Genomic DNA, 21555 nt, shown 5'->3' with positions numbered 1-21555 from the left:
ATCCTGACCCCGTTCGACCGTACCGTTCAGCCGTCCGAGGAGAGCCCGACCATGGCCGCAACCCCCATCGCCGTCGTCACCGGAGCGAGCAGCGGCATCGGCGCCGCGACCGCCCGGCAGCTGGCGGCCTCCGGCTACCGCGTCGTGCTGACCGCCCGCCGCAAGGACCGCATCGAGGCCCTGGCCGCCGAGATCACGGCGGCCGGGCACCAGGCGACGGCCTACGCGCTGGACGTCACCGACCGCGCGGCGGTGGACGAGTTCGCCACCGCGTTCCGCAGCCTGGCCGTCCTGGTCAACAACGCGGGCGGCGCGCTCGGGGCCGACCCGGTCGCCACGGGTGACCCGCAGGACTGGCGCCAGATGTACGAGACGAACGTCATCGGCACGCTCAACGTGACCCAGGCCCTGCTTCCCGCGCTCACCGCGAGCGGCGACGGCACGGTCGTCATCCTCTCCTCGACGGCCGGCCTCTCCACCTACGAGGGCGGCGGCGGTTACGTGGCCGCCAAGCACGGCGAACACGTCCTGGCCGAGACCCTGCGCCTGGAGATCGTCGGCACCCCGGTCCGCGTCATCGAGATCGCCCCGGGCATGGTCAAGACCGAGGAGTTCGCCACCACCCGCTTCCGCGGCGACACGGACAAGGCCGCCAAGGTCTACGCGGGCGTGGACGCCCCCCTCACCGCCGACGACGTGGCCGACACGATCAACTGGGCGGTCACCCGCCCCAGCCACGTCAACATCGACCTCCTGGTGGTCCGCCCCCGGGCCCAGGCGTCCAACTCGAAGGTGCACCGCACGGCGTGAGGACGGCGGGGCCGGGGCGGCCCGGCCCCGGCCTCAGCCCTTCACGCAGATGACCTGCTTCAGCTTGGCGACGACCTCGACCAGGTCGCGCTGCTGGTCGATGACCTTCTCGATCGGCTTGTAGGCGCCCGGGATCTCGTCCACGACCCCGGAGTCCTTGCGGCACTCGACGCCCCGCGTCTGGTCCTCCAGGTCCTTGGTGGAGAACCGCTTCTTCGCGGCGTTCCGGCTCATCTTGCGGCCGGCGCCGTGCGAGGCCGAGTTGAAGGACTTCTCGTTCCCGAGGCCCTTCACGATGTACGAGCCGGTACCCATGGAGCCCGGGATGATCCCGTAGTCGCCGGAGCCCGCCCGGATCGCGCCCTTGCGGGTGACCAGCAGGTCCATCCCGTCGTACCGCTCTTCCGCCACGTAGTTGTGGTGACAGGAGATGACCGGTTCGAAGGTGACCTTGGCCTTTTTGAACTCCTTGCGGACGACGTTCTGGAACAGCGCCATCATGACCGCGCGATTGTGCTTCGCGTACTCCTGCGCCCAGAACAGGTCGTTGCGGTAGTCCCGCATCGGCGGGGTGTCCGCGAGGAAGACCGCGAGGTCACGGTCGACCAGGCCCTGGTTGTGCGGCAGCCCCTGCGCCCGGCCGATGTGGAAGTCGGCGAGTTCCTTGCCGATGTTCCGCGAGCCGGAGTGCAGCATCAGCCAGACCGAACCCGACTCATCGAGACAGAACTCGATGAAGTGGTTTCCACTTCCGAGCGTTCCCATCTGCTTCGTGGCACGTTCCTGACGGAACTTGACCGCTTCGGCCACCCCGTCGAACCGCGACCAGAAGTCGTCCCAGCCGCCCGCCGCCAGGCCGTACAGGCCGGACGGGTCGACCGGGTCGTCGTGCATGCCGCGGCCGACCGGGATGGCCTGCTCGATCTTCGAGCGGAGGCGGGACAGGTCGCCGGGCAGGTCGTTCGCGGTCAGCGACGTCTTCACCGCGGACATGCCGCAGCCGATGTCCACGCCGACCGCCGCCGGGCAGACCGCGCCGTGCATCGCGATCACCGAGCCGACCGTGGCGCCCTTGCCGAAGTGGACGTCGGGCATGACGGCCAGGCCCTTGATCCAGGGCAGCGTGGCGACGTTGCGCAGCTGCTGCATCGCCACGTCCTCGACCGACGCCGGGTCGGTCCACATCCGGATGGGGACCTTCGCACCCGGTACCTCTACATACGACATAGCTCCTCGATTCCCCCGAAAAAGTCTGAAAGCGCAAAACCGGCGCCAAGATCGGCAAATGAGTCGGCCGACCGGCGTTCACAGCGGCGCGTGCGATACACATTGTGTCCACCGGCCGCCATCGGGCGGCAACCGTTTTTCGCACGAAGGGAGCCCAGGACCGTGCGACGAATGGCGTACGCGACCGGCGCCGTGCTCATCGCAGCGCTCGCCGCCGGCTGCACCAGCGACTCCGGAAGCGGCGATTCCGCACCCGACAGCAAGCCGGGCACCCTGGCCGCCTCGTCCGCTCCCCCGGGCAAGTACCGCACCCTCCCCGACGCCTGCCGCGCCATCCCGCGTGCCACCCTCAAGGACCTGCTGCCCGGCACCGCCGACATGCCGGAGGCCCAGCAGGACAAGGTGTTCGAGGGCGCCGCCACGGTCACGTACGACACCGACCGGCGGATCGGCTGCCGCTGGAAGTCCGACGCCCCCGAGGGCACCCGCAGCATCCACCTGGACTTCGAGCGCGTCGTCTCCTACGACACCGCCGTGAGCGACGACGACCGCGCCCGCGAGGTGTACGCGAAGAAGGAGACCGCCGCCGACCTGCCCGACGCGGGCCTGCCGCCGGAGTCCCCCGACGCCTCCCCGTCCGGCTCCGGCGACCCGGACACGGGCACGGAGGACCCGGACGGCGCGGCGGGCACGGACGACACCGGCACGGATGGCAACGGCACGGACGACACCGGCACCGACGACGGCAAGGGGTCCGGCGACGCCGCCTCCGGCAGCCCCGCCGGCAGCCTCCAGCCCCGGCTGCTCGACAAGCTGGGCGACAGCGCGTTCCTGGACGACGCGCTCAGCCGGGCCGGCGCCCCCGCCCGCCACCGCACCGTGAGCGTGGTGTTCCGCACATCCAACGTCATCGTGACCGTCGAGTACACCGCCCAGCCGGCCATGCCCAGCGAGGTTCCCGACAGCATGGAACTCCAGGAGAAGGCCCAGGCACTGGCCCGTCAGCTGGTCGATTCGTTCAACGACTGACACCGCCTCCCGGCCCGCCCGGGCCCCCGCGCCCCGCTCCCCGCGCCCGTCGGCGAAGGCGGCATCCGGTCGCCGTCCGTCGTACCGTGGCCCTCCGGAGCCACCGGCGGCCGAGCGCCGCGGCCTGTCTCCGCACGGCTACCGCCGCACCACCGTCCCCCGACCGCCGCGCCATCCGAGTGAAGGAACCATGCACCGATCAGCCCCGCGACTCACCCGCATACTCGCCTGCGCCGCCGTCCCGGTGATGCTCGTCGTCGCCGGCTGCTCGTCGGACTCCGACGACAAGAAGGAGGCGGACTCCTCCGCCTCCGCCGCGCCGGACGCGACGAAGTCGGAACCGGCCGTCGAGGCGGCGAAGTTCGCCGAGCTGCCCGACCCCTGCAAGGCGGTCGAGGCGAAGACCGTCAAGTCCCTGGTGCCGTCGGCCAAGAGCAAGAACGGCACGCGCAGCAAGTCCAGCGACACGTCCGTCCGCGGCGGCTGCTCCTGGAACGGGCTGGCCGACAAGGGCGTCAAGGGCTCCCAGTACCGCTGGCTGGACGTCGGCTTCACCCGCTTCGCCTCGGACCAGACCCTGGGCAGCGGGGCGGACCGCGCAGCCGAGGAGTTCGACAAGCAGGTCAAGAAGACCGAGGGGGCCGACGGCGCGAAGAACGTCAAGACCGGGTCGGTCAGCGGCATCGGCGACCAGGCGACGAAGATCGCGTACGACCAGTCCAAGACGGACGAGGACTTCCGGTTCACCACGATCGTCGCCCGCACCGGGAACGTCGTCGTGGTCGTCAACTACAACGGGGCGGGTTACGCCGGTTCGAAGACGCCGGACGCCGAGACCATCCTGAAGGGCGCCACGATGGCGGCCAAGGACGCGGTCGCCGCCGTCGCCGACGCGAACGCCGCAAGCGCGGAGAGCCCGAAGGCGACCGACAAGGCGACCGGCAAGGCGACTGACAAGGCGTCCGACGAATCGTCCAAGAAGCCTTCCCAGAAGCCCAGTTCGTCGGCCAAGTCGAAGTCCTCGGACTGACGCCGGAGGCCGCCCCGCCCCCTCCCCCCGCGACACCTCTCGCACACATGTGCCAGGCTGTGCCCGCCGGAAACAAGCCACCGGCGACGAGGACAAGGGAAAAGGGAGGGGATGGGGGGTGGCTGCGATGCAGCTGACGCGCACGCACCGGGTGCTGATCGGCCTGGTCGTGGCCGGTGCGGTGCTGATCGCCGCGATCGGCTTCGCCGGTTCGTACGCCGCGGTGCGCGAGCTGGCCCTGAGCAAGGGGTTCGGGGACTTCTCGCTGGTCTTCCCGATCGGCATCGACGCGGGCATCTGCGTCCTGCTGGCCCTGGACCTGCTGCTCACCTGGCTGCGCATCCCGTTCCCGCTGCTGCGCCAGACCGCCTGGCTGCTGACGGCCGCGACGATCGCGTTCAACGGCGCCGCCGCCTGGCCCGACCCGCTCGGCGTCGGCATGCACGCGGTCATCCCCGTCCTCTTCGTCGTCGCCGTCGAGGCCGCCCGCCACGCGGTGGGCCGGATCGCGGACATCACGGCCGACAAGCACATGGAGGGCGTCCGCCTCACCCGGTGGCTGCTCTCGCCCGTCCCCACCTTCCGGCTCTGGCGCCGCATGAAGCTGTGGGAGCTCCGCAGCTACGAGCAGGTCATCAAGCTGGAGCAGGACCGGCTCATCTACCAGGCCCGCCTCCAGGCCCGCTACGGCCGCTCCTGGCGGCGCCGGGCCCCCGTCGAGTCCCTGATGCCGCTGCGCCTCGCGAAGTACGGCGTCCCGCTCGCCGAGACCGGCCCCGCGGGCCTGGCCGCCGCGGGCATCGAACCGGCCCTGCTGCCCCCGGCCCCGGACCCGGCACCGCTGCCGGAGCCCGTGCCGGAGCCGCTGCCCCAGGCCGCCCCGGCCGTGGAGACGGCCCAGCAGCACCCGGAGCTGCCGCAGACGGCGACCCCGGAGGAATGGCAGCAGGCCCCCGAGCAGCAGGCCCCCTCCCAGCACGCCCCCGCGCCCGCCGCCGACGAGAACGACAACCCGTGGTTCCCGGAGCGGGCGACCGCCAAGGTGTACGAGGGCACGTACGACCCGGACTTCGAGGTCGGCGTCCCGGTCCCGCACCAGGTCCCGACGGGCCCGGGCGGACGCACCCGCCCGCTGGGCAACGTGGGCACGGTCGGCAGCACCGTCCCCGGCGGGCAGCCCGAGCAGATCCCCGTGCCGGAACCCGTCCAGGAGACCGCGCAGCAGTGGTCGCAGGAGGACGAGGAGTTCGCCGAGATCGCGTACGAGGTGTTCTCCGCGTTCATCGCCGAGAACAACGACTACCCGAGCGTCGCGGTGCTGGACATACACCTGACCGACGGGCACAACGTCCGCCACCCGCGCAGCGAGGCGCTGATCCGGCAGCTGATGCCGGCGTTCAAGCAGCGCTACCACCAGGAGCTGGAAGCCGACCACATCGCGTGAGCGCGCGACGCACGAGGGGCCGCCTCCCGGACGGGAGACGGCCCCTCGGCGCGTCCGTGGCTAGGGCGTGTTTCGAAAGTCCCGCCTGTCCGGCGACGCCTGGCACTTCCCCAAGCTCTCAACTCCGTTCGAGCAGGGGAGGCCCCATCGCTCGCCGCGTTGTCGGGATCACCCCGATACAACCAGTATCGGGGCGACCCTCCGCCTTGCGATCGCACGCACCAGACGCCGCCGGACCCGCCCTACGGGCGGACGGCGCTACTTTCGAAACACGCCCTAGGCGCCCAGCAGCCGGCGCACCCGGTCCGCCCCCACCGCGAGCAGCAGCGTGGGCAGCCGCGGCCCCGTGTCGCGGCTGACGAGCAGCCGGTAGAGCAGGGCGAAGAAGGACCGCTGGGCGGTCTTCAGCTCCGGCGTCGGCTTGGCGTCGGGTTCGAGCCCCGCGAGGACCTTCGGCACGCCGTAGACCAGCGTGGTCAGGCCGTCGAGGGACCAGTGCGTGTCCAGGCCCTCCAGGAGCAGCCGCAGCGACTCGCGCCCCTCGTCGTCCAGCGAGCCGAGCAGTTCCTTGTCCGGCTCGTCGCGCACGATGGTGCGGGCCTCGGCCGGGACCTGCGTGGTGATCCAGCTCTCCGCGCGGTCGAGGCGCGGGCGGGCCTCGTCCAGCGAGGTGAGCGGGTTCGCCGGGTCCAGCTCGCTGAGGATGCGCAGCGTCTGGTCCTCGGCGCCCGCGGTGATGTCGGCGACCGAGGCGAGCGTGCGGTACGGCAGCGGGCGCGGCGTGCTCGGGAGCTCACCGGCGGCGGTGCCGATCGCACGGCTGTACGCGGCGGCGTCGGCCGGGAGGACCGTGCCGTCGGCGACCTTGCGGGCCAGCGAGTCCCACTCGTCGTAGAGCCGCTGGATCTCCTGGTCGAAGGCGATCTTGAAGGACTGGTTGGGCCTGCGGCGGGCGTAGAGCCAGCGCAGCAGCGGGGCCTCCATGATCTTCAGGGCGTCGGCCGGGGTGGGCACGCCGCCCTTCGAGGAGGACATCTTGGCCATGCCGGAGATCCCGACGAAGGCGTACATGGGCCCGATCGGCTGGACGCCGTCGAAGACCTCGCGGACGATCTGGCCGCCGACGACGAACGAGGAGCCGGGCGAGGAGTGGTCGACGCCGCTGGGCTCGAAGACCACGCCCTCGTACGCCCAGCGCATGGGCCAGTCGACCTTCCAGACGAGCTTGCCGCGGTTGAACTCGCTGAGCCGGACCGTCTCGGCGAAGCCGCAGGCGGTGCAGGTGTAGTTCAGCTCGGTGGTGTCGTCGTCGTACGAGGTGACGGTGGTGAGGTCCTTCTCGCAGTTGCCGCAGTAGGGCTTGTACGGGAAGTAGCCGCCGGAGCCGCCGCTGCCGTCGTCCTCACTGGCCGCGCCGGAGCCGGCCTCGGCCTCCAGCTCGGCCTCGTCCACCTTCTTCTGCTGCGGCTTCTTGCCGCCCTTGCCGGCCGCCGCCGGGTCCTTCTTGGTGCGGTAGCGGTCGAGGATGGCGTCGATGTCCGCGCGGTGGCGCATGGCGTGCAGGATCTGCTCGCGGTACGTGCCCGCGAGGTACTGCTCCGTCTGGCTGATCGGGTCGTACTCGACGCCCAGCTCGGCCAGGGAGGCGGTCATGGCGGCCTTGAAGTGCTCGGCCCAGTTCGGGTACGCGGACCCGGCCGGGGCGGGCACCGAGGTCAGCGGCTTGCCGATGTGCTCGGCCCAGGACTCGTCGACGCCGGGGACGCCGTTCGGCACCTTGCGGTAGCGGTCGTAGTCGTCCCAGGAGATCAGGTGGCGCACGGTGTACCCGCGGCGGCGGATCTCGTCGGCGACCAGGTGCGGGGTCATGACCTCGCGGAGGTTGCCCAGGTGGATCGGGCCCGACGGAGAGAGGCCGGAGGCGACGACGACCGGTTTGCCAGGCGCACGACGCTCCGATTCGGCGATGACCTCGTCCGCGAAGCGGGAGACCCAGTCGGTCTCGGTGCTGCTCTGACTCTGAGCCACGGTCGGCACGTCCTTCTCTCGTGTGGGACTCGTAGGGGCACCGCCCATTCTCCCAGGTGCGGGCCGCAGCACGAAAACGGCTTTACGGCCCGTGGGATACTGGAGCGATCCCTCGTCCTCTACCGAAACGGCAGCCGGCTCATGGCCTCGGTCACTTCCCTCGCTTCCACGCTCCAGCAGCAGCTGGCGGACGCCCTGACGGCAGCACTGCCGGAAGCCGGCACCGCCGATCCGCTGCTGCGCCGAAGCGACCGGGCCGATTTCCAGGCCAACGGCATCCTGGCGCTCGCCAAGAAGCTCAAGGGCAATCCGCGCGAGCTGGCGGCCAAGGTCACCGACGCGCTCCCGGCCTCGGAGCTGATCAAGGACATCGAGGTCTCGGGCCCCGGCTTCCTGAACGTCACGCTGACCGACCGGGCGATCACGGAGACCCTGGCGGCGCGCGCCGCCGACGGCGACCGGCTCGGCGTCCCGGCGAACAAGGCGGCGGGCACGACCGTCGTCGACTACGCCCAGCCGAACGTGGCCAAGGAGATGCACGTCGGCCACCTGCGGTCCGCGGTGATCGGTGACGCGATGGTGCGCATCCTGGAGTTCACCGGCGAGTCCGTGGTCCGGCGCCACCACATCGGCGACTGGGGCACGCAGTTCGGCATGCTCATCCAGTACCTCGTGGAGCACCCGCACGAGCTGGACCACGAGGGCGGCAAGGAGGACGGCGAGGCCGCGATGTCCTCGCTGAACCGGCTCTACAAGGCGTCGCGGGCCCTGTTCGACTCGGACGAGGAGTTCAAGGCGCGCTCCCGGGACCGGGTGGTCGCGCTCCAGGCGGGCGACGCGGAGACGCTGGCCATGTGGCAGCGGTTCGTGGACGAGTCGAAGATCTACTTCTACTCGGTCTTCGACAAGCTCGACATGGAGATCAGCGACCCCGACATCGTCGGCGAGTCCGGCTACAACGACATGCTGGAGGAGACCTGCCGCATCCTGGAGGAGACGGGCGTCGCCGTCCGCTCCGAGGGTGCGCTCTGCGTCTTCTTCGACGACGTGCTGGGTCCCGACGGCAACAAGGTCCCGCTGATCGTCAAGAAGACCAACGGCGGCTACGGCTACGCGGCGACCGACCTCTCCGCGATCCGGGACCGGGTGCAGAACCTCAAGGCGGACGCCCTGCTGTACGTGGTGGACGTACGCCAGTCCCTGCACTTCAAGATGGTCTTCGAGACGGCCCGCCGGGCGGGCTGGCTGAGCGACGGCGTGAAGGCGCACCAGCTCGCGTTCGGCACGGTGCTCGGCAAGGACGGCAAGCCGTTCAAGACCCGTGAGGGCGTCACGGTCCGGCTGGAGGACCTGCTGGACGAGGCCGTCGAGCGGGCGACCGCCGTGGTCCGGGAGAAGGCCGAGAAGGTCGGCCTGTCCGAGCAGGAGATCGTGGAGAACGGCCGGTACGTCGGGGTGGGCGCCGTGAAGTACGCGGACCTGTCGACCTCCGCCGTGCGGGACTACAAGTTCGACCTGGACCAGATGGTGTCGCTGAGCGGCGACACGTCGGTGTACCTCCAGTACGCGTACGCCCGCATCCAGTCGATCCTGCGCAAGGCGGGCGACGCGAAGCCCGTCGCGCACCCGGAGCTGGAGCTGGCCCCGGCGGAGCGGACGCTGGGCCTGCACCTGGACCAGTTCGGCGAGGTGCTGGCCGAGGTGGCCGCGCAGTACGAGCCGCACAAGCTGGCGGCGTACCTCTACCAGCTCGCGTCGCACCTCACGACGTTCTACGACCAGTGCCACGTGCTGAGCGACGACAACCCGGCCGAGGTCGTGGAGAACCGGCTCTTCCTGGTCGAGCTGACCGCCCGCACCCTGCACCGGGGCATGGGGCTGCTCGGCATCCGGACGCCCGAGCGGCTCTGAGCGCGCGGGCGGACGACGCCTACGCCCGTCTCCCGGGGGAAGGAGAAGGATCAGACTGCTCGACGATCATTCTCCGGGGGAGAAAATGACTGACCTCGATTCCGCGGCGGTGTCTCCCTCGCCGCACACGATGACAGCGACCGAGCCCCCGCCGTCCCGGGCCGCCGAGGCCCGGGCGGCGGCCAAGGCGTTCGTGGCGACGCTGGACCCGCGACCGGCTGCGACGACCATTCAGGATCTGCTGCTCCTGGTGTCCGAGCTGGTGACGAACGCGATCCGGCACGCGGGCGCGGTGACCGCGCTGGCCTTCGGGGCGGACGCGGACACGCTGTACGTGCAGGTCACCGACCCCAGTGCCGCCCGGCCGCGGCAGCGGACCCCCGACCTGCGCGGGGGCACCGGGGGCTTCGGCTGGCCCCTGGTGCTGCGGCTGTCCAAGAGGACCGACATCCGCGATCACCCGCCGCAGGGCAAGGTCATCCTCGTCGCGATGGCGCGCTGACTCACAGGAAGCGGCGCAGCGGTCGCACCGACGTCTCGCGGAGCCGCTGCGCCACGGACCTGCGCCGCCACCTGCGGCCCTCGATCCGCTCGCTCACTTCCAGGTCCTCCGCGAAGTGGGCGTCGAGCGTCGCGGTGAGTTCCCGGTCCAGGACCGCGAGCATGACCTCCTCGTCGTGGTCCAGGGAGCGGCGGTTGATGTTCGTGGAGCCGATGAGCGCGGCGACCCGGTCCACGGTGACGATCTTGGCGTGCATCATCGTCGGCCGGTACTGGTAGATCTTCACGCCGCACGCCGTCAGCCGCTCGTAGTACAGCTGCCCGGCGAGCTGGCAGACCCGTTTGTCGGTGTGCGGGCCCGGCAGCAGGATCTCGACCTCGACCCCGCGCCGCGCCGCCGCGCACATCAGCTCCACGAAGAAGGCGTCCGGGGCGAAGTAGGCCGTGGCGACCCTGACGCGTTCCTCGGCGGTCTCCAGGACGACCCGGAGCAGGGTCTGCATGTCCTGCCAGCCCACGCTGGCCGAGCCCCGCACCACCTGCACCACGGCGTCGCCCCGCGGCGGGATGTGCCGGAACCGGTCGCGGGCGTCGAAGAGTTCGTCGTGGCACTCGGCCCAGTTCTGCGCGAAGGCCGCCGCGAGCCCGTCGACGGCCGGGCCCCGTACGCGGACGTGCGTGTCCCGCCACTCGTTCTCGTTGCGCGCGTCGCCGCACCATTCCTCGGCGATCCCGACGCCGCCGGTGTACGCCGTCTCCTCGTCCACCACGAGGACCTTGCGGTGGCAGCGGTGGTTCTGCTTCAGGGGCGACAGGTAGAGCGGCTTGCGGAACCACGCGACCTGGACGCCCGCGGCCTCCATGGCCCGCAGCTGGTCCTTCTCTATGAGCCTGCTCCCGAACCCGTCGAGCAGCAGCCGCACCCGGACCCCGGCGCGGGCCCGCTCGGCCAGGGTCACGGCGAACTCCCGCGCGATGTCGCCGCGCCAGTAGACGAACGTCATCATGTCCACGGTGTGCTCGGCGCGGCGGATGCTGTCCAGCATCGCGGCGAAGATCGCGTCCCCGTTCCGCAGCGGGACCAGCTCGTTCCCCTCGGTGGCGGCGATCCCGATGAGCCGTTCCAGCCGCCGCCTGAGCCGGTGGGCGCGCTCCACGAGGGCGGTGTCGGCAACGGGGTCGGCTGCCCGCAGTTCCGGTCTGTCGTCGGTGCCGCTGGTCATGTCGTCGCTCCTCGGGGGTGGTCGGTCGCTCGGGGCAGAGACCGTCTTCCCCGCGACGGGGGCGATATGGCGTTCACCGGGCACATGGGTCGCTGAACTCCGTAACCAATGGGGGCCGATGACCCCATTGGTCTTGACCAATTTCCCCAAGTATGAGAATCATGGCCGGAGTCGCCACAGAACCTTCATAACTGCTCCGCAGGAGACCCACGCACCATGCGCATACCGACCTCCGCCGCACTCGCGGCGCTCGGCGGTGCCCTCGTTCTCGGGCTCACCGTCGCTCCGGCCGCCCAGGCCGCCCCCGCCTCGGCGGACTGCACCACCGACGCCTTCGGAATCGCCGGGAAATACGGCGAGTTCGTCCTCGGGGACGACGTCCACTCCCCCGACGCGGAAGGCGCCGTGGCGGTCGGCGGGAACGCCGACTTCAGGGGCGGGTTCAGCGTCGGCAACGAGCTGACGGCCGCCCAGGTGGACGCCCTGCCGGGCCGGGCGTCGCTCGTCGTCCGGGGCAACCTGGAGAACGGCGGTTCGGACACCGTCGTGATGAAGGGGAACGCAGTCGTCGGCGGCACGGTCAAGGACCGCCCCGTGGATCTGCACAACGGCACCTTCAGCAAGAAGGCCGACCTGATCGACTTCGACGGCGAGTTCGCGAAGCTCCGGTCGTACTCGGACGCGCTGGCCAAGGAGTCGGCGACCTCCGGCGCCACGGTGAGCCCGGAGGGCGACCGGCTGACGCTGACCGGCACGGACACCGGCCGGAACGTGTTCTCGGTCGAGGCGTCCCAGCTGGAGAAGGCGAAGGAGGTCTTCGTCAAGGTCCCGGCCGGGGCGACGACGATCGTCAACGTCACGGGCCAGACGTACGACATGGCGACCGCCGGCACGACGGGCTTCTTCCTGTCGGGCGGTCAGGACTTCGTCCTGGACGACAAGCTCCAGAGCGCGCAGGACGGCGCGATCCGCGCCAAGCTGCTGTGGAACTTCCCGAACGCCACGAAGATCGTCAAGAACAGCCAGGCTGCCTGGCCGGGCAGCGTGCTCGCTCCGTACGCGCACCTGGAGCTCGGCAACGCCGCCCCGGTCAACGGCTCGGTGTGGGTCGCCTCGCTGCACGGCTCGGGCGGCGCGGAGACGCACCACTTCCCGTTCACCGGCTGCCTGCCCGAGGTACCCGGCACCCCGAAGCCCGGCACGACGCCGAGCGGCACGCCCTCCTCGACGCCCCCGGCGACCACCACCCCGTCGCCCTCGGCCACCCCGTCCGGCAGCACGACGCCGTCCGGCACCCCGTCCGGCACGACGACCCCGGGCGCCCCGGTCCCGTCCGCGAGCCCCTCTCAGCCCGAGGGCGACCTGGCGACGACCGGTAGCGGCAACATGGTCCCGATCACCGTCGGAGGCGCCGTGGTCGTCGCCGCCGGTGCGGGCCTCGTGGTCATGGCCCGCCGCCGCAAGCGCGCCTGACCCGGCTGAGCGGCACGCGACCCGGGAAGGGTCGCGTGCCGCTCAGCGCTTCTCCCAGACCGAGGTGTCGTAGCGGTAGTAGTACTCCGGGCGCCCCGCGATGCTGCTCGTACGGAACGGCTTGCCGCCGTCGTCCACGCGCAGGGTCCCCGTACGGCCGCCGCTGGACCAGTCCAGCTCCAGATACCAGCTGACGTCGTGGCCCTCCACGTGCGCGTCGAGGTCGAAGACCTCCACATCGCTGGACGACACCCGGAACGGGAAGTCCTTGGCGGGCACGGTCTCGTCGCCCTGCTGCCCGGCGACCGGCTTGAGCATCGGGCGGCTGTCGTCCAGGTCGATGTCGAAGGACTGGGGCTCGATGCCGCTGCCGCAGCCCTCGCCCATCGAGAACGCCGGCTGCTGCACGGGCGCCCGCTGGCTCAGCACCTTCACCCGGAGCCCGGTCAGGACGACGGCCTGCGCGGAGGTGCCCTGCACGGTCAGCTCCAGCTTCATGGAGCCCCCGTCCACCCCGCCGAGCGCCTGGGCCCAGCCCCGGGTGCCCTTGGGCGGCGGCGGGGGCGGCACGGTCGCCGGGTCCTGGCCCAGCAGATAGAACTGCCCGCACGGCTCCTCCCAGTTGTACGAGCTGATGGTCACCGTGGGCGGCCGCCCCGGCCCGCCCGCGGGCGCCCCGGTGGTGCGGGAGGCGGACGGCGACGTCCGTACGGGAGGACTGGCCGAACCCGTGGTCGCGGAGGCGCTGGGCCGCTTCGACGCGCTGACCGAGGGCGAGGGGCTGTACGGGGACGGGGAGACCGCGTCGGCCGTCTCCCCCGCGGTCGCGCTGACACCGGGGGCGCCCCCGGCCGCCTCCGAACCGGTCTGCTTGAGCCGGCCGATGACGACGGCGGTGGGCACGGTGAGCGCGACGACGGCCGCGGCGGCGAGAAGGACGCGCGTACGGGCGGAGGCCCGGCGCCAGCGGGAGGGGGCGGGGTCCTCGCGTAGGGGCTCGGGGGCCGCGGTGCCGGGCACCGACGCGGGCTCGGGCTCCACCGTCTCCGGCTCCGCGGGCGCGGGCTCGGCCGTCTCTGCGGGAACCGGCGCTTCCGCCGGAGCGGACGCCTCCGCCGGAGCAGGCGGCGCCGCCGGAGGAGACGCCTCCGCCGGAGGAGACGCCTGCGCCGGAGCGGACGCCTCCGCTCTCCCCCGCCCCCGCGCCGCGTCCGCCAGAATCCACCGGCGGTGGACCTCCACCAACTCGTCGGCCGTCGCCCCGCAGAGGCGCGCGAACCGCTCCACCGGCGCGAACTCACCCGGCACGGCATCCCCGTTGCAGTACCGGTGGAGCGTCGACGTACTGACGTGCAAACGGCCCGCGAGCACCCCGTAGCTGCGCCCCGAACGGTCCTTCAGTTTCTTCAGCAGGCCCGCTAGTTCCTCGGCCTCCGGCGTCGCCACTGCGGCGTTCCCCCTCCTGGTCCGTCCCGGATCACCGTTCCAGGGACGTGGAATCTGCCCAGGTCACAGTACGCGCAGGCATTCCAGCATCCCCAATGGTGTGGCGGGCGTTGCGGCCGGAATCCGTCGTGCCACAAGCTCGGACCACACCACAGCGACAACGGGGGCCGACCAGTGCGAACCCTCTTCCGCATCGAGCTGGCCGATGCGCTGGCGATCGGAGTGCTGATCGTGACGACCGCGATCGTCCTGCTCCTGATCTGCCGGAACTGACCACGCCGGCACGACCGAACACCTTCACGACCGAACACACGGGGAGTACCACCATGCGCAGCAACCGCATCCGCACCACCGTCCTCGCGGCAACCGCCGTGCTCGCCGCCCTCTCGCTCACGGCGTGCGGCGGGGACGACGGCACCGACGCGAAGAAGCCCGCGGCGTCCGTCCAGGCCACCGACGACACGTCGACGGCCACGCCGGAAAAGGACTCGACGGCCACCACGGACACCGACCCGGACGCCGACACCACGAAGCCCGCCGAGCAGCCTGCCGGGAAGACCGCGGAGCCCGCCGGGAAGCCGGCGTCCAAGCCCCAGCCGAAGCCGCAGCCCAAGTCCGCGGTCACCTGCACCGGCGCGAACACGAAGGTCACCGTCACCAAGGTGAGCCGCCCGCTCAACCACCTGCTGCTCACGGTCACCAACACGGGCGACCGCCCCTGCTACGCGTACCACGCGCCGATGCTCCGCTTCGACGGCGCGCAGGCGGTGTTCCGGGTGCTCCAGGACAGCAAGCCGCAGGCGGTGGTGACGCTCGCCCCGGGCCGGTCCGCCTACGCCTCGATCGGCCTGACGGGCGAGCCGAACGGCCAGAAGCCGTACCCGAGCAAGCACCTCGGCGTCACCTTCGCCGACCGTGCCGACGCCCCGCTCAACGGCTCCCCGGTCGAGCTGACCCTGCCCGCCGGGACCTACTGGGACGACAACGGCTTCGTCACCTACTGGCAGAGCGAGATGGCCGACGCGCTCACCTACTGACCGCCCAGCTCGAAGTCGAACCAGATCCGGTGCGTGCCGTCCTCGTCGACGGCGAGCCCGCCGCCCCCGCTGATCCCGGCGAGGGCGGCGGTCCCGCTCCCCGGCACGATCGAGAAGAACTCATGGGTCCGGTCGCTGCCGCTGGTGGCGGCCGAGTGCACGAAGTTGAACGTCCCCTCGTGCCCGGCGAGCGCGCCCTCGAAGGACTCCATGGCGACGTACGTACCGACCCCCGACTCCTGGTCGAAAGCGGCGGTGAACACCGTCGTGGACCGCCCCGCCACCTCGCCCTCGAAGGTCTTCACGATGGTCGCCACCCCGACGGGCAGCGCGGTGACGACCTCGGGCTCGGGCTTCAGCTCGGAGGGGACGAAGGAGTCGACGGTGAAGGTTCCGGAAGCTCTCATGGCCCGATCGTAGGGGCGGGGTACGACAATGGGCGGCCGCCGCTCAGCCCCGCAGCCGCCGCGCGACCTCCGTCGCCCAGTACGTCAGGATCAGCTGGGCGCCCGCGCGGCGGATGCCCGTCAGACTCTCCATGATCGCCGCGTCCCGGTCGATCCAGCCCTTCTCGGCGGCGGCCTCGATCATGGAGTACTCGCCGCTGATCTGGTACGCGGCCACCGGCACGTCCGACGCCTCCGCGACCTTGGCCAGGATGTCCAGGTAGGGACCGGCGGGCTTGACCATGACCATGTCCGCGCCCTCTTCGAGGTCGAGCGCCAGCTCGCGCAGCGACTCGCGGATGTTGGCCGGGTCCTGCTGGTACGTCTTGCGGTCGCCCTGGAGCGAGGAGCCGACGGCCTCGCGGAACGGGCCGTAGAACGCGGAGGAGTACTTCGCGGTGTACGCGAGGATCGAGACGTCCTCGTGCCCCGTCTGGTCGAGCGCGTCGCGGATGACGCCGACCTGCCCGTCCATCATCCCGCTGGGGCCGACCACATGGGCGCCCGCGTCGGCCTGGACCTGGGCCATCTCCGCGTACCGCTCCAGGGTGGCGTCGTTGTCGACGCGGCCGTCCCCGGTCAGCACGCCGCAGTGGCCGTGGTCGGTGAACTCGTCCAGGCACAGGTCCGACATGACGATGAGGTCGTCGCCGACCTCCTCGCGCACCGCGCGCAGGGCGACCTGGAGGATGCCGTCCGGGTCGGTGCCCGCCGTGCCCCGGCCGTCCTTCTTCTCGTCCAGCGGGACGCCGAACAGCATGATCCCCGAGACCCCGGCCGAGACCGCGTCCACGGCCGCCTTCCGCAGGGTGTCCAGGGTGTGCTGCTGCACGCCGGGCATGGCCGAGACCGGGACCGGCGCGTCGATGCCCTCGCGGACGAACGCGGGAAGGATCAGATTGGCCGGATCGAGCCGTGTCTCGGCGACCATCCGTCGCATCGCGGGGGTCGTCCGCAGCCGACGGGGCCGCGAGCCGGGGAAGTTTCCGTACACAGTCATCCTTCGAGCGTAGACCCGCGCGGACCGGGCTCTTACCGACACAGGTGCCGGGAAAGCAGCGGGGCCCGGCCGCCTCCGAAGAGGTGGCCGGGCCCCGCGTCACAGCACCGGTCAGGTCGTCGTGCGCCGCCTGCGCGCACCCGGACGCCGCTCGCTCGGCCGGGTCACCGGGTCACCGGCCTCCCGCGCCGCGTCCCGGCGCCGCGCGCCGAACTCCGCCAGCGCCTCGGCCAGCTTGTGCACCGAGGGCTCCGGCGACAGGACGTCCACGCGCAGCCCGTGCTCCTCGGCCGTCTTCGCCGTGGCGGGGCCGATGCAGGCGATGACCGTCACGTTGTGCGGCTTGCCCGCGATGCCGACCAGGTTGCGCACGGTCGAGGACGAGGTGAAGAGCACCGCGTCGAAACCGCCGCCCTTGATCGCCTCGCGGGTCTCGGCCGGCGGCGGCGAGGCGCGCACCGTGCGGTACGCGGTGACGTCGTCCACCTCCCAGCCGAGCTCGATCAGCCCGGCCACCAGCGTCTCGGTGGCGATGTCGGCGCGCGGCAGGAAGACGCGGTCGATCGGGTCGAAGACCGGGTCGTACGGCGGCCAGTCCTCGAGGAGACCGGCGGCGGACTGCTCGCCCGACGGCACCAGGTCCGGCTTCACGCCGAAGTCGATCAGCGCGGCGGCGGTCTGCTCGCCGACCGCGGCGACCTTGATCCCCGCGAAGGCCCGGGCGTCGAGCCCGTACTCCTCGAACTTCTCCCGGACGGCCTTCACGGCGTTGACGCTGGTGAAGGCGATCCACTCGTAGCGGCCGGTGACCAGGCCCTTGACCGCCCGCTCCATCTGCTGGGGCGTACGCGGCGGCTCGACGGCGATCGTCGGCACCTCGTGCGGCACGGCGCCGTAGGACCGCAGCTGGTCGGAGAGCGAGGCCGCCTGCTCCTTCGTACGCGGCACGAGGACCTTCCAGCCGAACATCGGCTTGGACTCGAACCACGCGAGCTGGTCGCGCTGGGCGGCGGAGCTGCGCTCCCCGACCACGGCTATGACCGGCTGGTGCCCCTCGGGCGAGGGGAGCACCTTGCCCTGCTTGAAGACCTGGGCGATCGTCCCGAGGGTCGCCGTCCAGGTGCGCTGGCGCGTCGTGGTGCCGCCGGCCGTCACGGTCAGCGGGGTGTCGGGCTTGCGGCCGGCCGCGACCAGCTCACCGGCGGCGGCGGCCACCGCGTCGAGCGACGTCGAGATGACGCACGTGGCGTCGCTCGCGCCGACCTCGGTCCAGCAGCGTTCGGTGGCCGTACGGGCGTCGACGAACCGCACGTCCGCGCCCTGCGCGTCCCGCAGGGGAACCCCGGCGTACGCGGGCACCCCGACGGCGTTCGCGACGCCCGGGACGACCTCGAAGGGGATGCCGGCGGAGGCGCAGGCCAGCATCTCGGCGGCGGCGTTCCCGTCCAGGCCGGGGTCTCCGGCCACGGCACGGACGACCCGCCTGCCGCCCTTCGCGGCCTCCATGACAAGATTGGCCGCGTCCCTGAGAACGGGCACCCCGGCAGCTGTTGACTGCGCGTCAACAACCGCCAGCTCAGGGGTGCTTACCCCTGCCCGCGCATGGCAGCGGACGACGCCGAGAACATCCGGTTCGGCGACAAGGACGTCCGCGCTCGCGAGCGCCTCGACGGCGCGCAGGGTCAGCAGTCCCGGATCGCCGGGACCGGCACCGAGGAAGGTGACGTGCCCTGCGGAGTGGACCGGGAAATCGGATGCGGCGGGGCCGGTGGGGCTCAAAGTGCTCGCTCCCCCATAAGACCGGCCGCACCCTTGGCAAGCATCTCGGCCGCGAGTTCGCGACCGATCGCCGCCGCGTCGTCGTGCGACGTGGGAACGGGACCGGTGGTGGACATCTGCACCAGCGAGGCACCGTCGGTGGAACCGACGACACCGCGCAGGCGCAGTTCGTTGACAGCCTGACCGTCGGCGAGGAGGTCGGCCAGCGCACCCACGGGTGCGGAGCAGCCGGCCTCCAGGGCGGCGAGCAGGGCACGCTCGGCGGTCACGGCGACCCGGGTGTACGGGTCGTCGAGCTCGGCGAGCGCGGCGGCGAGGTCGGCGCTGCTCGCAGCGCACTCGATCGCCAGTGCTCCCTGGCCGGGAGCGGGCAGCACGGTGTCGACCGGCAGGAAGTCGGTCACCTCACCGCTGCGGCCCAGACGGCTGAGCCCGGCCGCGGCGAGAACCACCGCGTCCAGCTCGCCGCTGCGTACGAACCCGATCCGGGTGTCGACGTTGCCGCGGATCGGAACGGTCTCGATGTCGAGGCCGTGGCTTCGGGCGTACGCGTTGAGCTGGGCCATGCGCCGCGGCGAGCCGGTGCCGACGCGGGCGCCGGACGGCAGCTGCGCGAAGGTCAGCCCGTCCCGGGCGACCAGCGCGTCGCGCGGGTCCTCGCGCACCGGCACGGCGGCCAGCACCAGGCCCTCGGGCTGCGCGGTCGGCAGGTCCTTGAGCGAGTGGACGGCGAAGTCCACCTCGCCGTTCAGCAGCGCCTCGCGCAGCGCGGCGACGAACACGCCGGTCCCGCCGATCTGCGCCAGGTGCTCCCGGGAGGTGTCCCCGTACGTGGTGATCTCCACGAGTTCGACGGTGCGCCCGGTCACCTCGCTGACCGCATCGGCGACGTGGCCGGACTGGGCCATGGCGAGCTTGCTGCGCCTGGTCCCCAGTCGCAGGGGTGAGTTGTCGGTCATGACCGCCCTCGATTCGGGTCGTTCAGGTCTGCCCGGGAGACGGCGGCGACCGTCTGCGGGTCGAGGTCGAAGAGTTCGCGCAGCGCGTCCGCGTACCCGGCGCCGCCGGGCTCGCTGGCGAGCTGTTTGACCCGCACGGTGGGCGCGTGCAGGAGCTTGTCGACCACGCGGCGCACGGTCTGCGTGATCTCGGCGCGCTGCTTCTCGTCCAGGTCGGGGAGGCGCCCGTCCAGCCGGGCGATCTCGTCCGCCACCACACCGGCGGCCATCGTGCGCAGGGCGACGACGGTCGGGGTGATGTGGGCGGCGCGCTGGGCGGCCCCGAAGGCGGCGACCTCGTCGGCGACGATGGTGCGCACCTGGTCCACATCGGCGGCCATCGGGGCGTCGGCCGACGCCTCCGCGAGCGACTCGATGTCGACGAGGCGCACACCGTCGAGGCGGCCGGCCGCCGCGTCGATGTCGCGCGGCATGGCGAGGTCCAGCAGCGCCAGGCGCTCGGGTCCGGTGGACTGCGCCGGGATCAGGCCGCTCGCCGGGTCGGGCACGCGGTCCACGCCGATCGCCCCGGCGACGGTCTCGGCGGTGAGCACGAGTCCGGTGGCGCCGGTGCAGGAGACGGCGATGTCGGCACGTGTCAGTTCGCCGGTCACCTCGGTCATCTCCACGGCCCGGGCGCGCACCCCCGTACCGCCGGGCTGGTTCAGGATCTCGACCAGGCGGTCGGCGCGGGCCCGGGTGCGGTTGGCGACGGCGATCTCGGCGACGCCGGAGCGGGCCAGCGTCGCGGCGGCCAGCGAGGACATGGAGCCGGCGCCGATGACGAGGGCGCGCTTGCCCTTGGCCCAGGCGGCGGTGTCGGGGCCGCCGGCGAGCTGTTCCAGGCCGAAGGTGACGAGCGACTGCCCGGCCCGGTCGATCCCGGTCTCGCTGTGGGCGCGCTTGCCAACGCGCAGGGCCTGCTGGAAGAGGTCGTTGAGCAGCCGCCCCGCGGTGTGCAGCTCCTGGCCGAGGGCGAGCGCGTCCTTGATCTGGCCGAGGATCTGGCCCTCGCCGACGACCATCGAGTCGAGCCCGCAGGCCACCGAGAACAGGTGGTGGACGGCCCGGTCCTCGTAGTGCACGTAGAGATACGGGGTCAGCTCGTCGAGGCCGACGCCGCTGTGCTGGGCGAGGAGCGTGGACAGCTCGGCGACGCCCGCGTGGAACTTGTCCACGTCGGCGTACAGCTCGATGCGGTTGCAGGTGGCGAGGACGGCGGCCTCGGCGGCGGGCTCGGCGGCCAGGGTGTCCTGGAGCAGCTTGGCCTGGGTGTCGGCGGCCAGCGAGGCGCGTTCCAGTACGGAGACGGGGGCGCTGCGGTGGCTCAGACCCACGAGGAGCAGGCTCATGCCGGCATCACGGCGGGCATGTCCCCGTCGGGTCCCTTCCGGGTGGTGGTGGCGCGCACGGGCGGCGCGGCCGGGTCGGGCGCGGTGTCGACGCCCTCCTCACCGGCCTTGCGCTGCTCGTGGAAGGCGAGGATCTGGAGCTCGATGGAGAGGTCCACCTTGCGCACGTCGACGCCCTCGGGCACGGAGAGGACGGTCGGCGCGAAGTTGAGGATCGAGGTGACACCGGCGGCGACGAGCCGGTCGCACACCTGCTGGGCGGCGCCGGGCGGGGTGGTGATCACGCCGATGGAGACGCCGTTCTCGCTGATGATGCGGTCGAGGTCGTCGGCGTGCTGGACGGGGATGCCCGCGACGGGCGTACCGGCCATCGCCGGGTCGGCGTCGATGAGCGCGGCGACGCGGAAGCCGCGCGAGGCGAAGCCGCCGTAGTTGGCGAGGGCCGCGCCGAGGTTTCCGATGCCGACGATGGCGACCGGCCAGTCCTGGGTGAGGCCGAGCTCGCGCGAGATCTGGTAGACGAGATACTCGACGTCGTAGCCGACGCCGCGTGTCCCGTACGAGCCGAGATAGCTGAAGTCCTTGCGCAGCTTCGCGGAGTTGACCCCTGCCGCCGCGGCGAGCTCCTCGGAGGAGACCGTGGGGACCGAGCGCTCGGAGAGCGCGGTCAGCGCGCGGAGATACAGCGGAAGTCGGGCGACGGTGGCCTCGGGAATTCCTCGGCTACGGGTCGCCGGTCGGTGATTTCGGCCAGTTGCCACGGTGCTCCTGCGGGATGAGCGGGGCTTTAGGCGGCCGTATGTCCCAAGACCGCCCCGTCG

18 protein-coding genes are annotated in these 21555 nt (G+C 71.8%); 8 read left to right on the top strand and 10 right to left on the bottom strand.

The features are described 5' to 3' along the window. Positions 1-51 precede the first annotated feature (51 nt). Positions 52-810, top strand: a complete 759-nt coding sequence (locus AB0L33_RS16910; RefSeq protein WP_365682057.1) for an SDR family NAD(P)-dependent oxidoreductase — start codon at positions 52-54, stop codon at positions 808-810. A gap of 33 nt (positions 811-843) precedes the next feature. Here AB0L33_RS16910 and AB0L33_RS16905 read toward each other — a convergent pair whose 3' ends face one another. Further along, positions 844-2037, bottom strand: coding sequence for an RtcB family protein (locus AB0L33_RS16905; RefSeq protein WP_365682055.1), 1194 nt, complete (start codon positions 2035-2037; stop codon positions 844-846). A 171-nt stretch (positions 2038-2208) separates the two neighbouring features. Here AB0L33_RS16905 and AB0L33_RS16900 point away from each other — a divergent pair, with 171 nt between their 5' ends. From AB0L33_RS16900 to AB0L33_RS16890, 3 genes are all read left to right on the top strand, one after another. Continuing rightward, positions 2209-3066 (top strand): DUF3558 domain-containing protein, encoded by an 858-nt coding sequence (locus AB0L33_RS16900; RefSeq protein ID WP_365682053.1) that lies wholly within the window; start codon positions 2209-2211, stop codon positions 3064-3066. 190 nt (positions 3067-3256) lie between these two features. Then, the gene (locus AB0L33_RS16895) at positions 3257-4096 is read left to right on the top strand and encodes a DUF3558 domain-containing protein (protein WP_365682052.1); all 840 of its coding nucleotides are present in this window, start codon (positions 3257-3259) and stop codon (positions 4094-4096) included. A 127-nt stretch (positions 4097-4223) separates the two neighbouring features. After that, positions 4224-5540: a DUF2637 domain-containing protein gene (locus AB0L33_RS16890; protein WP_365682555.1), complete on the top strand. Its 1317-nt coding sequence runs from the start codon at positions 4224-4226 to the stop codon at positions 5538-5540. Between the two features lie 276 nt (positions 5541-5816). On the opposite strand, the gene lysS is transcribed toward AB0L33_RS16890, so the two are convergent. After that, positions 5817-7577: a lysine--tRNA ligase gene (gene lysS / locus AB0L33_RS16885; RefSeq protein WP_365682050.1), complete on the bottom strand. Its 1761-nt coding sequence runs from the start codon at positions 7575-7577 to the stop codon at positions 5817-5819. 132 nt (positions 7578-7709) lie between these two features. On the opposite strand from lysS, the gene argS reads away from it, so the two are divergent. Continuing rightward, on the top strand, positions 7710-9479 hold the full coding sequence (argS, locus tag AB0L33_RS16880; RefSeq protein ID WP_365682048.1) for an arginine--tRNA ligase: 1770 nt from the start codon (positions 7710-7712) through the stop codon (positions 9477-9479). An 85-nt stretch (positions 9480-9564) separates the two neighbouring features. Then, on the top strand, positions 9565-9981 hold the full coding sequence (locus AB0L33_RS16875; protein WP_365682046.1) for an ATP-binding protein: 417 nt from the start codon (positions 9565-9567) through the stop codon (positions 9979-9981). Between the two features lies 1 nt (position 9982). On the opposite strand, the gene AB0L33_RS16870 is transcribed toward AB0L33_RS16875, so the two are convergent. Then, the gene (locus AB0L33_RS16870; protein ID WP_365682044.1) at positions 9983-11203 is read right to left on the bottom strand and encodes a phospholipase D-like domain-containing protein; all 1221 of its coding nucleotides are present in this window, start codon (positions 11201-11203) and stop codon (positions 9983-9985) included. Between the two features lie 216 nt (positions 11204-11419). Here AB0L33_RS16870 and AB0L33_RS16865 point away from each other — a divergent pair, with 216 nt between their 5' ends. Next, on the top strand, positions 11420-12676 hold the full coding sequence (locus AB0L33_RS16865) for a choice-of-anchor A family protein (protein ID WP_365682042.1): 1257 nt from the start codon (positions 11420-11422) through the stop codon (positions 12674-12676). Between the two features lie 42 nt (positions 12677-12718). On the opposite strand, the gene AB0L33_RS16860 is transcribed toward AB0L33_RS16865, so the two are convergent. Next, a complete protein-coding gene (locus tag AB0L33_RS16860) occupies positions 12719-14122 on the bottom strand; it encodes a helix-turn-helix transcriptional regulator (protein WP_365682040.1) in 1404 nt (467 codons plus the stop codon). A 326-nt stretch (positions 14123-14448) separates the two neighbouring features. Here AB0L33_RS16860 and AB0L33_RS16855 point away from each other — a divergent pair, with 326 nt between their 5' ends. Continuing rightward, positions 14449-15159: a DUF4232 domain-containing protein gene (locus tag AB0L33_RS16855; RefSeq protein ID WP_365682038.1), complete on the top strand. Its 711-nt coding sequence runs from the start codon at positions 14449-14451 to the stop codon at positions 15157-15159. Here the strand turns inward: AB0L33_RS16855 and AB0L33_RS16850 are convergent. The 6 genes from AB0L33_RS16850 to AB0L33_RS16825 all read right to left on the bottom strand — a co-directional run bounded on the left by AB0L33_RS16850 (position 15153) and on the right by AB0L33_RS16825 (position 21495). Further along, positions 15153-15566 carry a DUF3224 domain-containing protein gene (locus tag AB0L33_RS16850; RefSeq protein ID WP_365682036.1) on the bottom strand — a complete coding sequence of 138 codons (414 nt, stop codon included), beginning with the start codon at positions 15564-15566 and terminating at the stop codon, positions 15153-15155. The genes AB0L33_RS16855 and AB0L33_RS16850 overlap by 7 nt on opposite strands. 43 nt (positions 15567-15609) lie before the next feature. Further along, entirely contained in the window at positions 15610-16605 is a 996-nt protein-coding gene (gene hemB / locus AB0L33_RS16845) for a porphobilinogen synthase (RefSeq protein ID WP_365682034.1), read from the bottom strand. A 111-nt stretch (positions 16606-16716) separates the two neighbouring features. Further along, a complete protein-coding gene (locus tag AB0L33_RS16840) occupies positions 16717-18384 on the bottom strand; it encodes a uroporphyrinogen-III synthase (RefSeq protein ID WP_365682032.1) in 1668 nt (555 codons plus the stop codon). Continuing rightward, on the bottom strand, positions 18381-19343 hold the full coding sequence (gene hemC, locus AB0L33_RS16835; RefSeq protein ID WP_365682030.1) for a hydroxymethylbilane synthase: 963 nt from the start codon (positions 19341-19343) through the stop codon (positions 18381-18383). Before hemC ends, AB0L33_RS16840 begins: the two co-directional genes overlap by 4 nt. Beyond that, the gene (locus AB0L33_RS16830; RefSeq protein WP_365682029.1) at positions 19340-20734 is read right to left on the bottom strand and encodes a glutamyl-tRNA reductase; all 1395 of its coding nucleotides are present in this window, start codon (positions 20732-20734) and stop codon (positions 19340-19342) included. The genes hemC and AB0L33_RS16830 overlap by 4 nt, the downstream gene beginning before the upstream one ends. Next, positions 20731-21495: a redox-sensing transcriptional repressor Rex gene (locus AB0L33_RS16825; protein WP_365682027.1), complete on the bottom strand. Its 765-nt coding sequence runs from the start codon at positions 21493-21495 to the stop codon at positions 20731-20733. The genes AB0L33_RS16830 and AB0L33_RS16825 overlap by 4 nt, the downstream gene beginning before the upstream one ends. Positions 21496-21555 lie beyond the last annotated feature (60 nt).

The organism is Streptomyces sp. NPDC052299 (assembly GCF_040679335.1).
GTDB lineage: Bacteria > Actinomycetota > Actinomycetes > Streptomycetales > Streptomycetaceae > Streptomyces.
Note: the sequence above shows the minus strand (reverse complement) of the source record. Positions and strands in the feature narration are given on the sequence as shown.

Excerpts from the sequence above, each read along its gene's own strand:
- AB0L33_RS16850 (WP_365682036.1), bottom strand. The coding sequence starts at position 15,566 with ATGAGAGCTTCCGGAACCTTCACCGTCGACTCCTTCGTCCCCTCCGAG.
- AB0L33_RS16900 (WP_365682053.1), top strand. The coding sequence starts at position 2,209 with ATGGCGTACGCGACCGGCGCCGTGCTCATCGCAGCGCTCGCCGCCGGC.
- AB0L33_RS16890 (WP_365682555.1), top strand. The coding sequence starts at position 4,224 with ATGCAGCTGACGCGCACGCACCGGGTGCTGATCGGCCTGGTCGTGGCC.
- AB0L33_RS16870 (WP_365682044.1), bottom strand. The coding sequence starts at position 11,203 with ATGACCAGCGGCACCGACGACAGACCGGAACTGCGGGCAGCCGACCCC.
- hemB (WP_365682034.1), bottom strand. The coding sequence starts at position 16,605 with ATGACTGTGTACGGAAACTTCCCCGGCTCGCGGCCCCGTCGGCTGCGG.
- AB0L33_RS16855 (WP_365682038.1), top strand. The coding sequence starts at position 14,449 with ATGCGCAGCAACCGCATCCGCACCACCGTCCTCGCGGCAACCGCCGTG.
- hemC (WP_365682030.1), bottom strand. The coding sequence starts at position 19,343 with ATGACCGACAACTCACCCCTGCGACTGGGGACCAGGCGCAGCAAGCTC.
- AB0L33_RS16865 (WP_365682042.1), top strand. The coding sequence starts at position 11,420 with ATGCGCATACCGACCTCCGCCGCACTCGCGGCGCTCGGCGGTGCCCTC.
- argS (WP_365682048.1), top strand. The coding sequence starts at position 7,710 with ATGGCCTCGGTCACTTCCCTCGCTTCCACGCTCCAGCAGCAGCTGGCG.
- AB0L33_RS16875 (WP_365682046.1), top strand. The coding sequence starts at position 9,565 with ATGACTGACCTCGATTCCGCGGCGGTGTCTCCCTCGCCGCACACGATG.
- AB0L33_RS16905 (WP_365682055.1), bottom strand. The coding sequence starts at position 2,037 with ATGTCGTATGTAGAGGTACCGGGTGCGAAGGTCCCCATCCGGATGTGG.
- AB0L33_RS16895 (WP_365682052.1), top strand. The coding sequence starts at position 3,257 with ATGCACCGATCAGCCCCGCGACTCACCCGCATACTCGCCTGCGCCGCC.
- AB0L33_RS16830 (WP_365682029.1), bottom strand. The coding sequence starts at position 20,734 with ATGAGCCTGCTCCTCGTGGGTCTGAGCCACCGCAGCGCCCCCGTCTCC.
- AB0L33_RS16910 (WP_365682057.1), top strand. The coding sequence starts at position 52 with ATGGCCGCAACCCCCATCGCCGTCGTCACCGGAGCGAGCAGCGGCATC.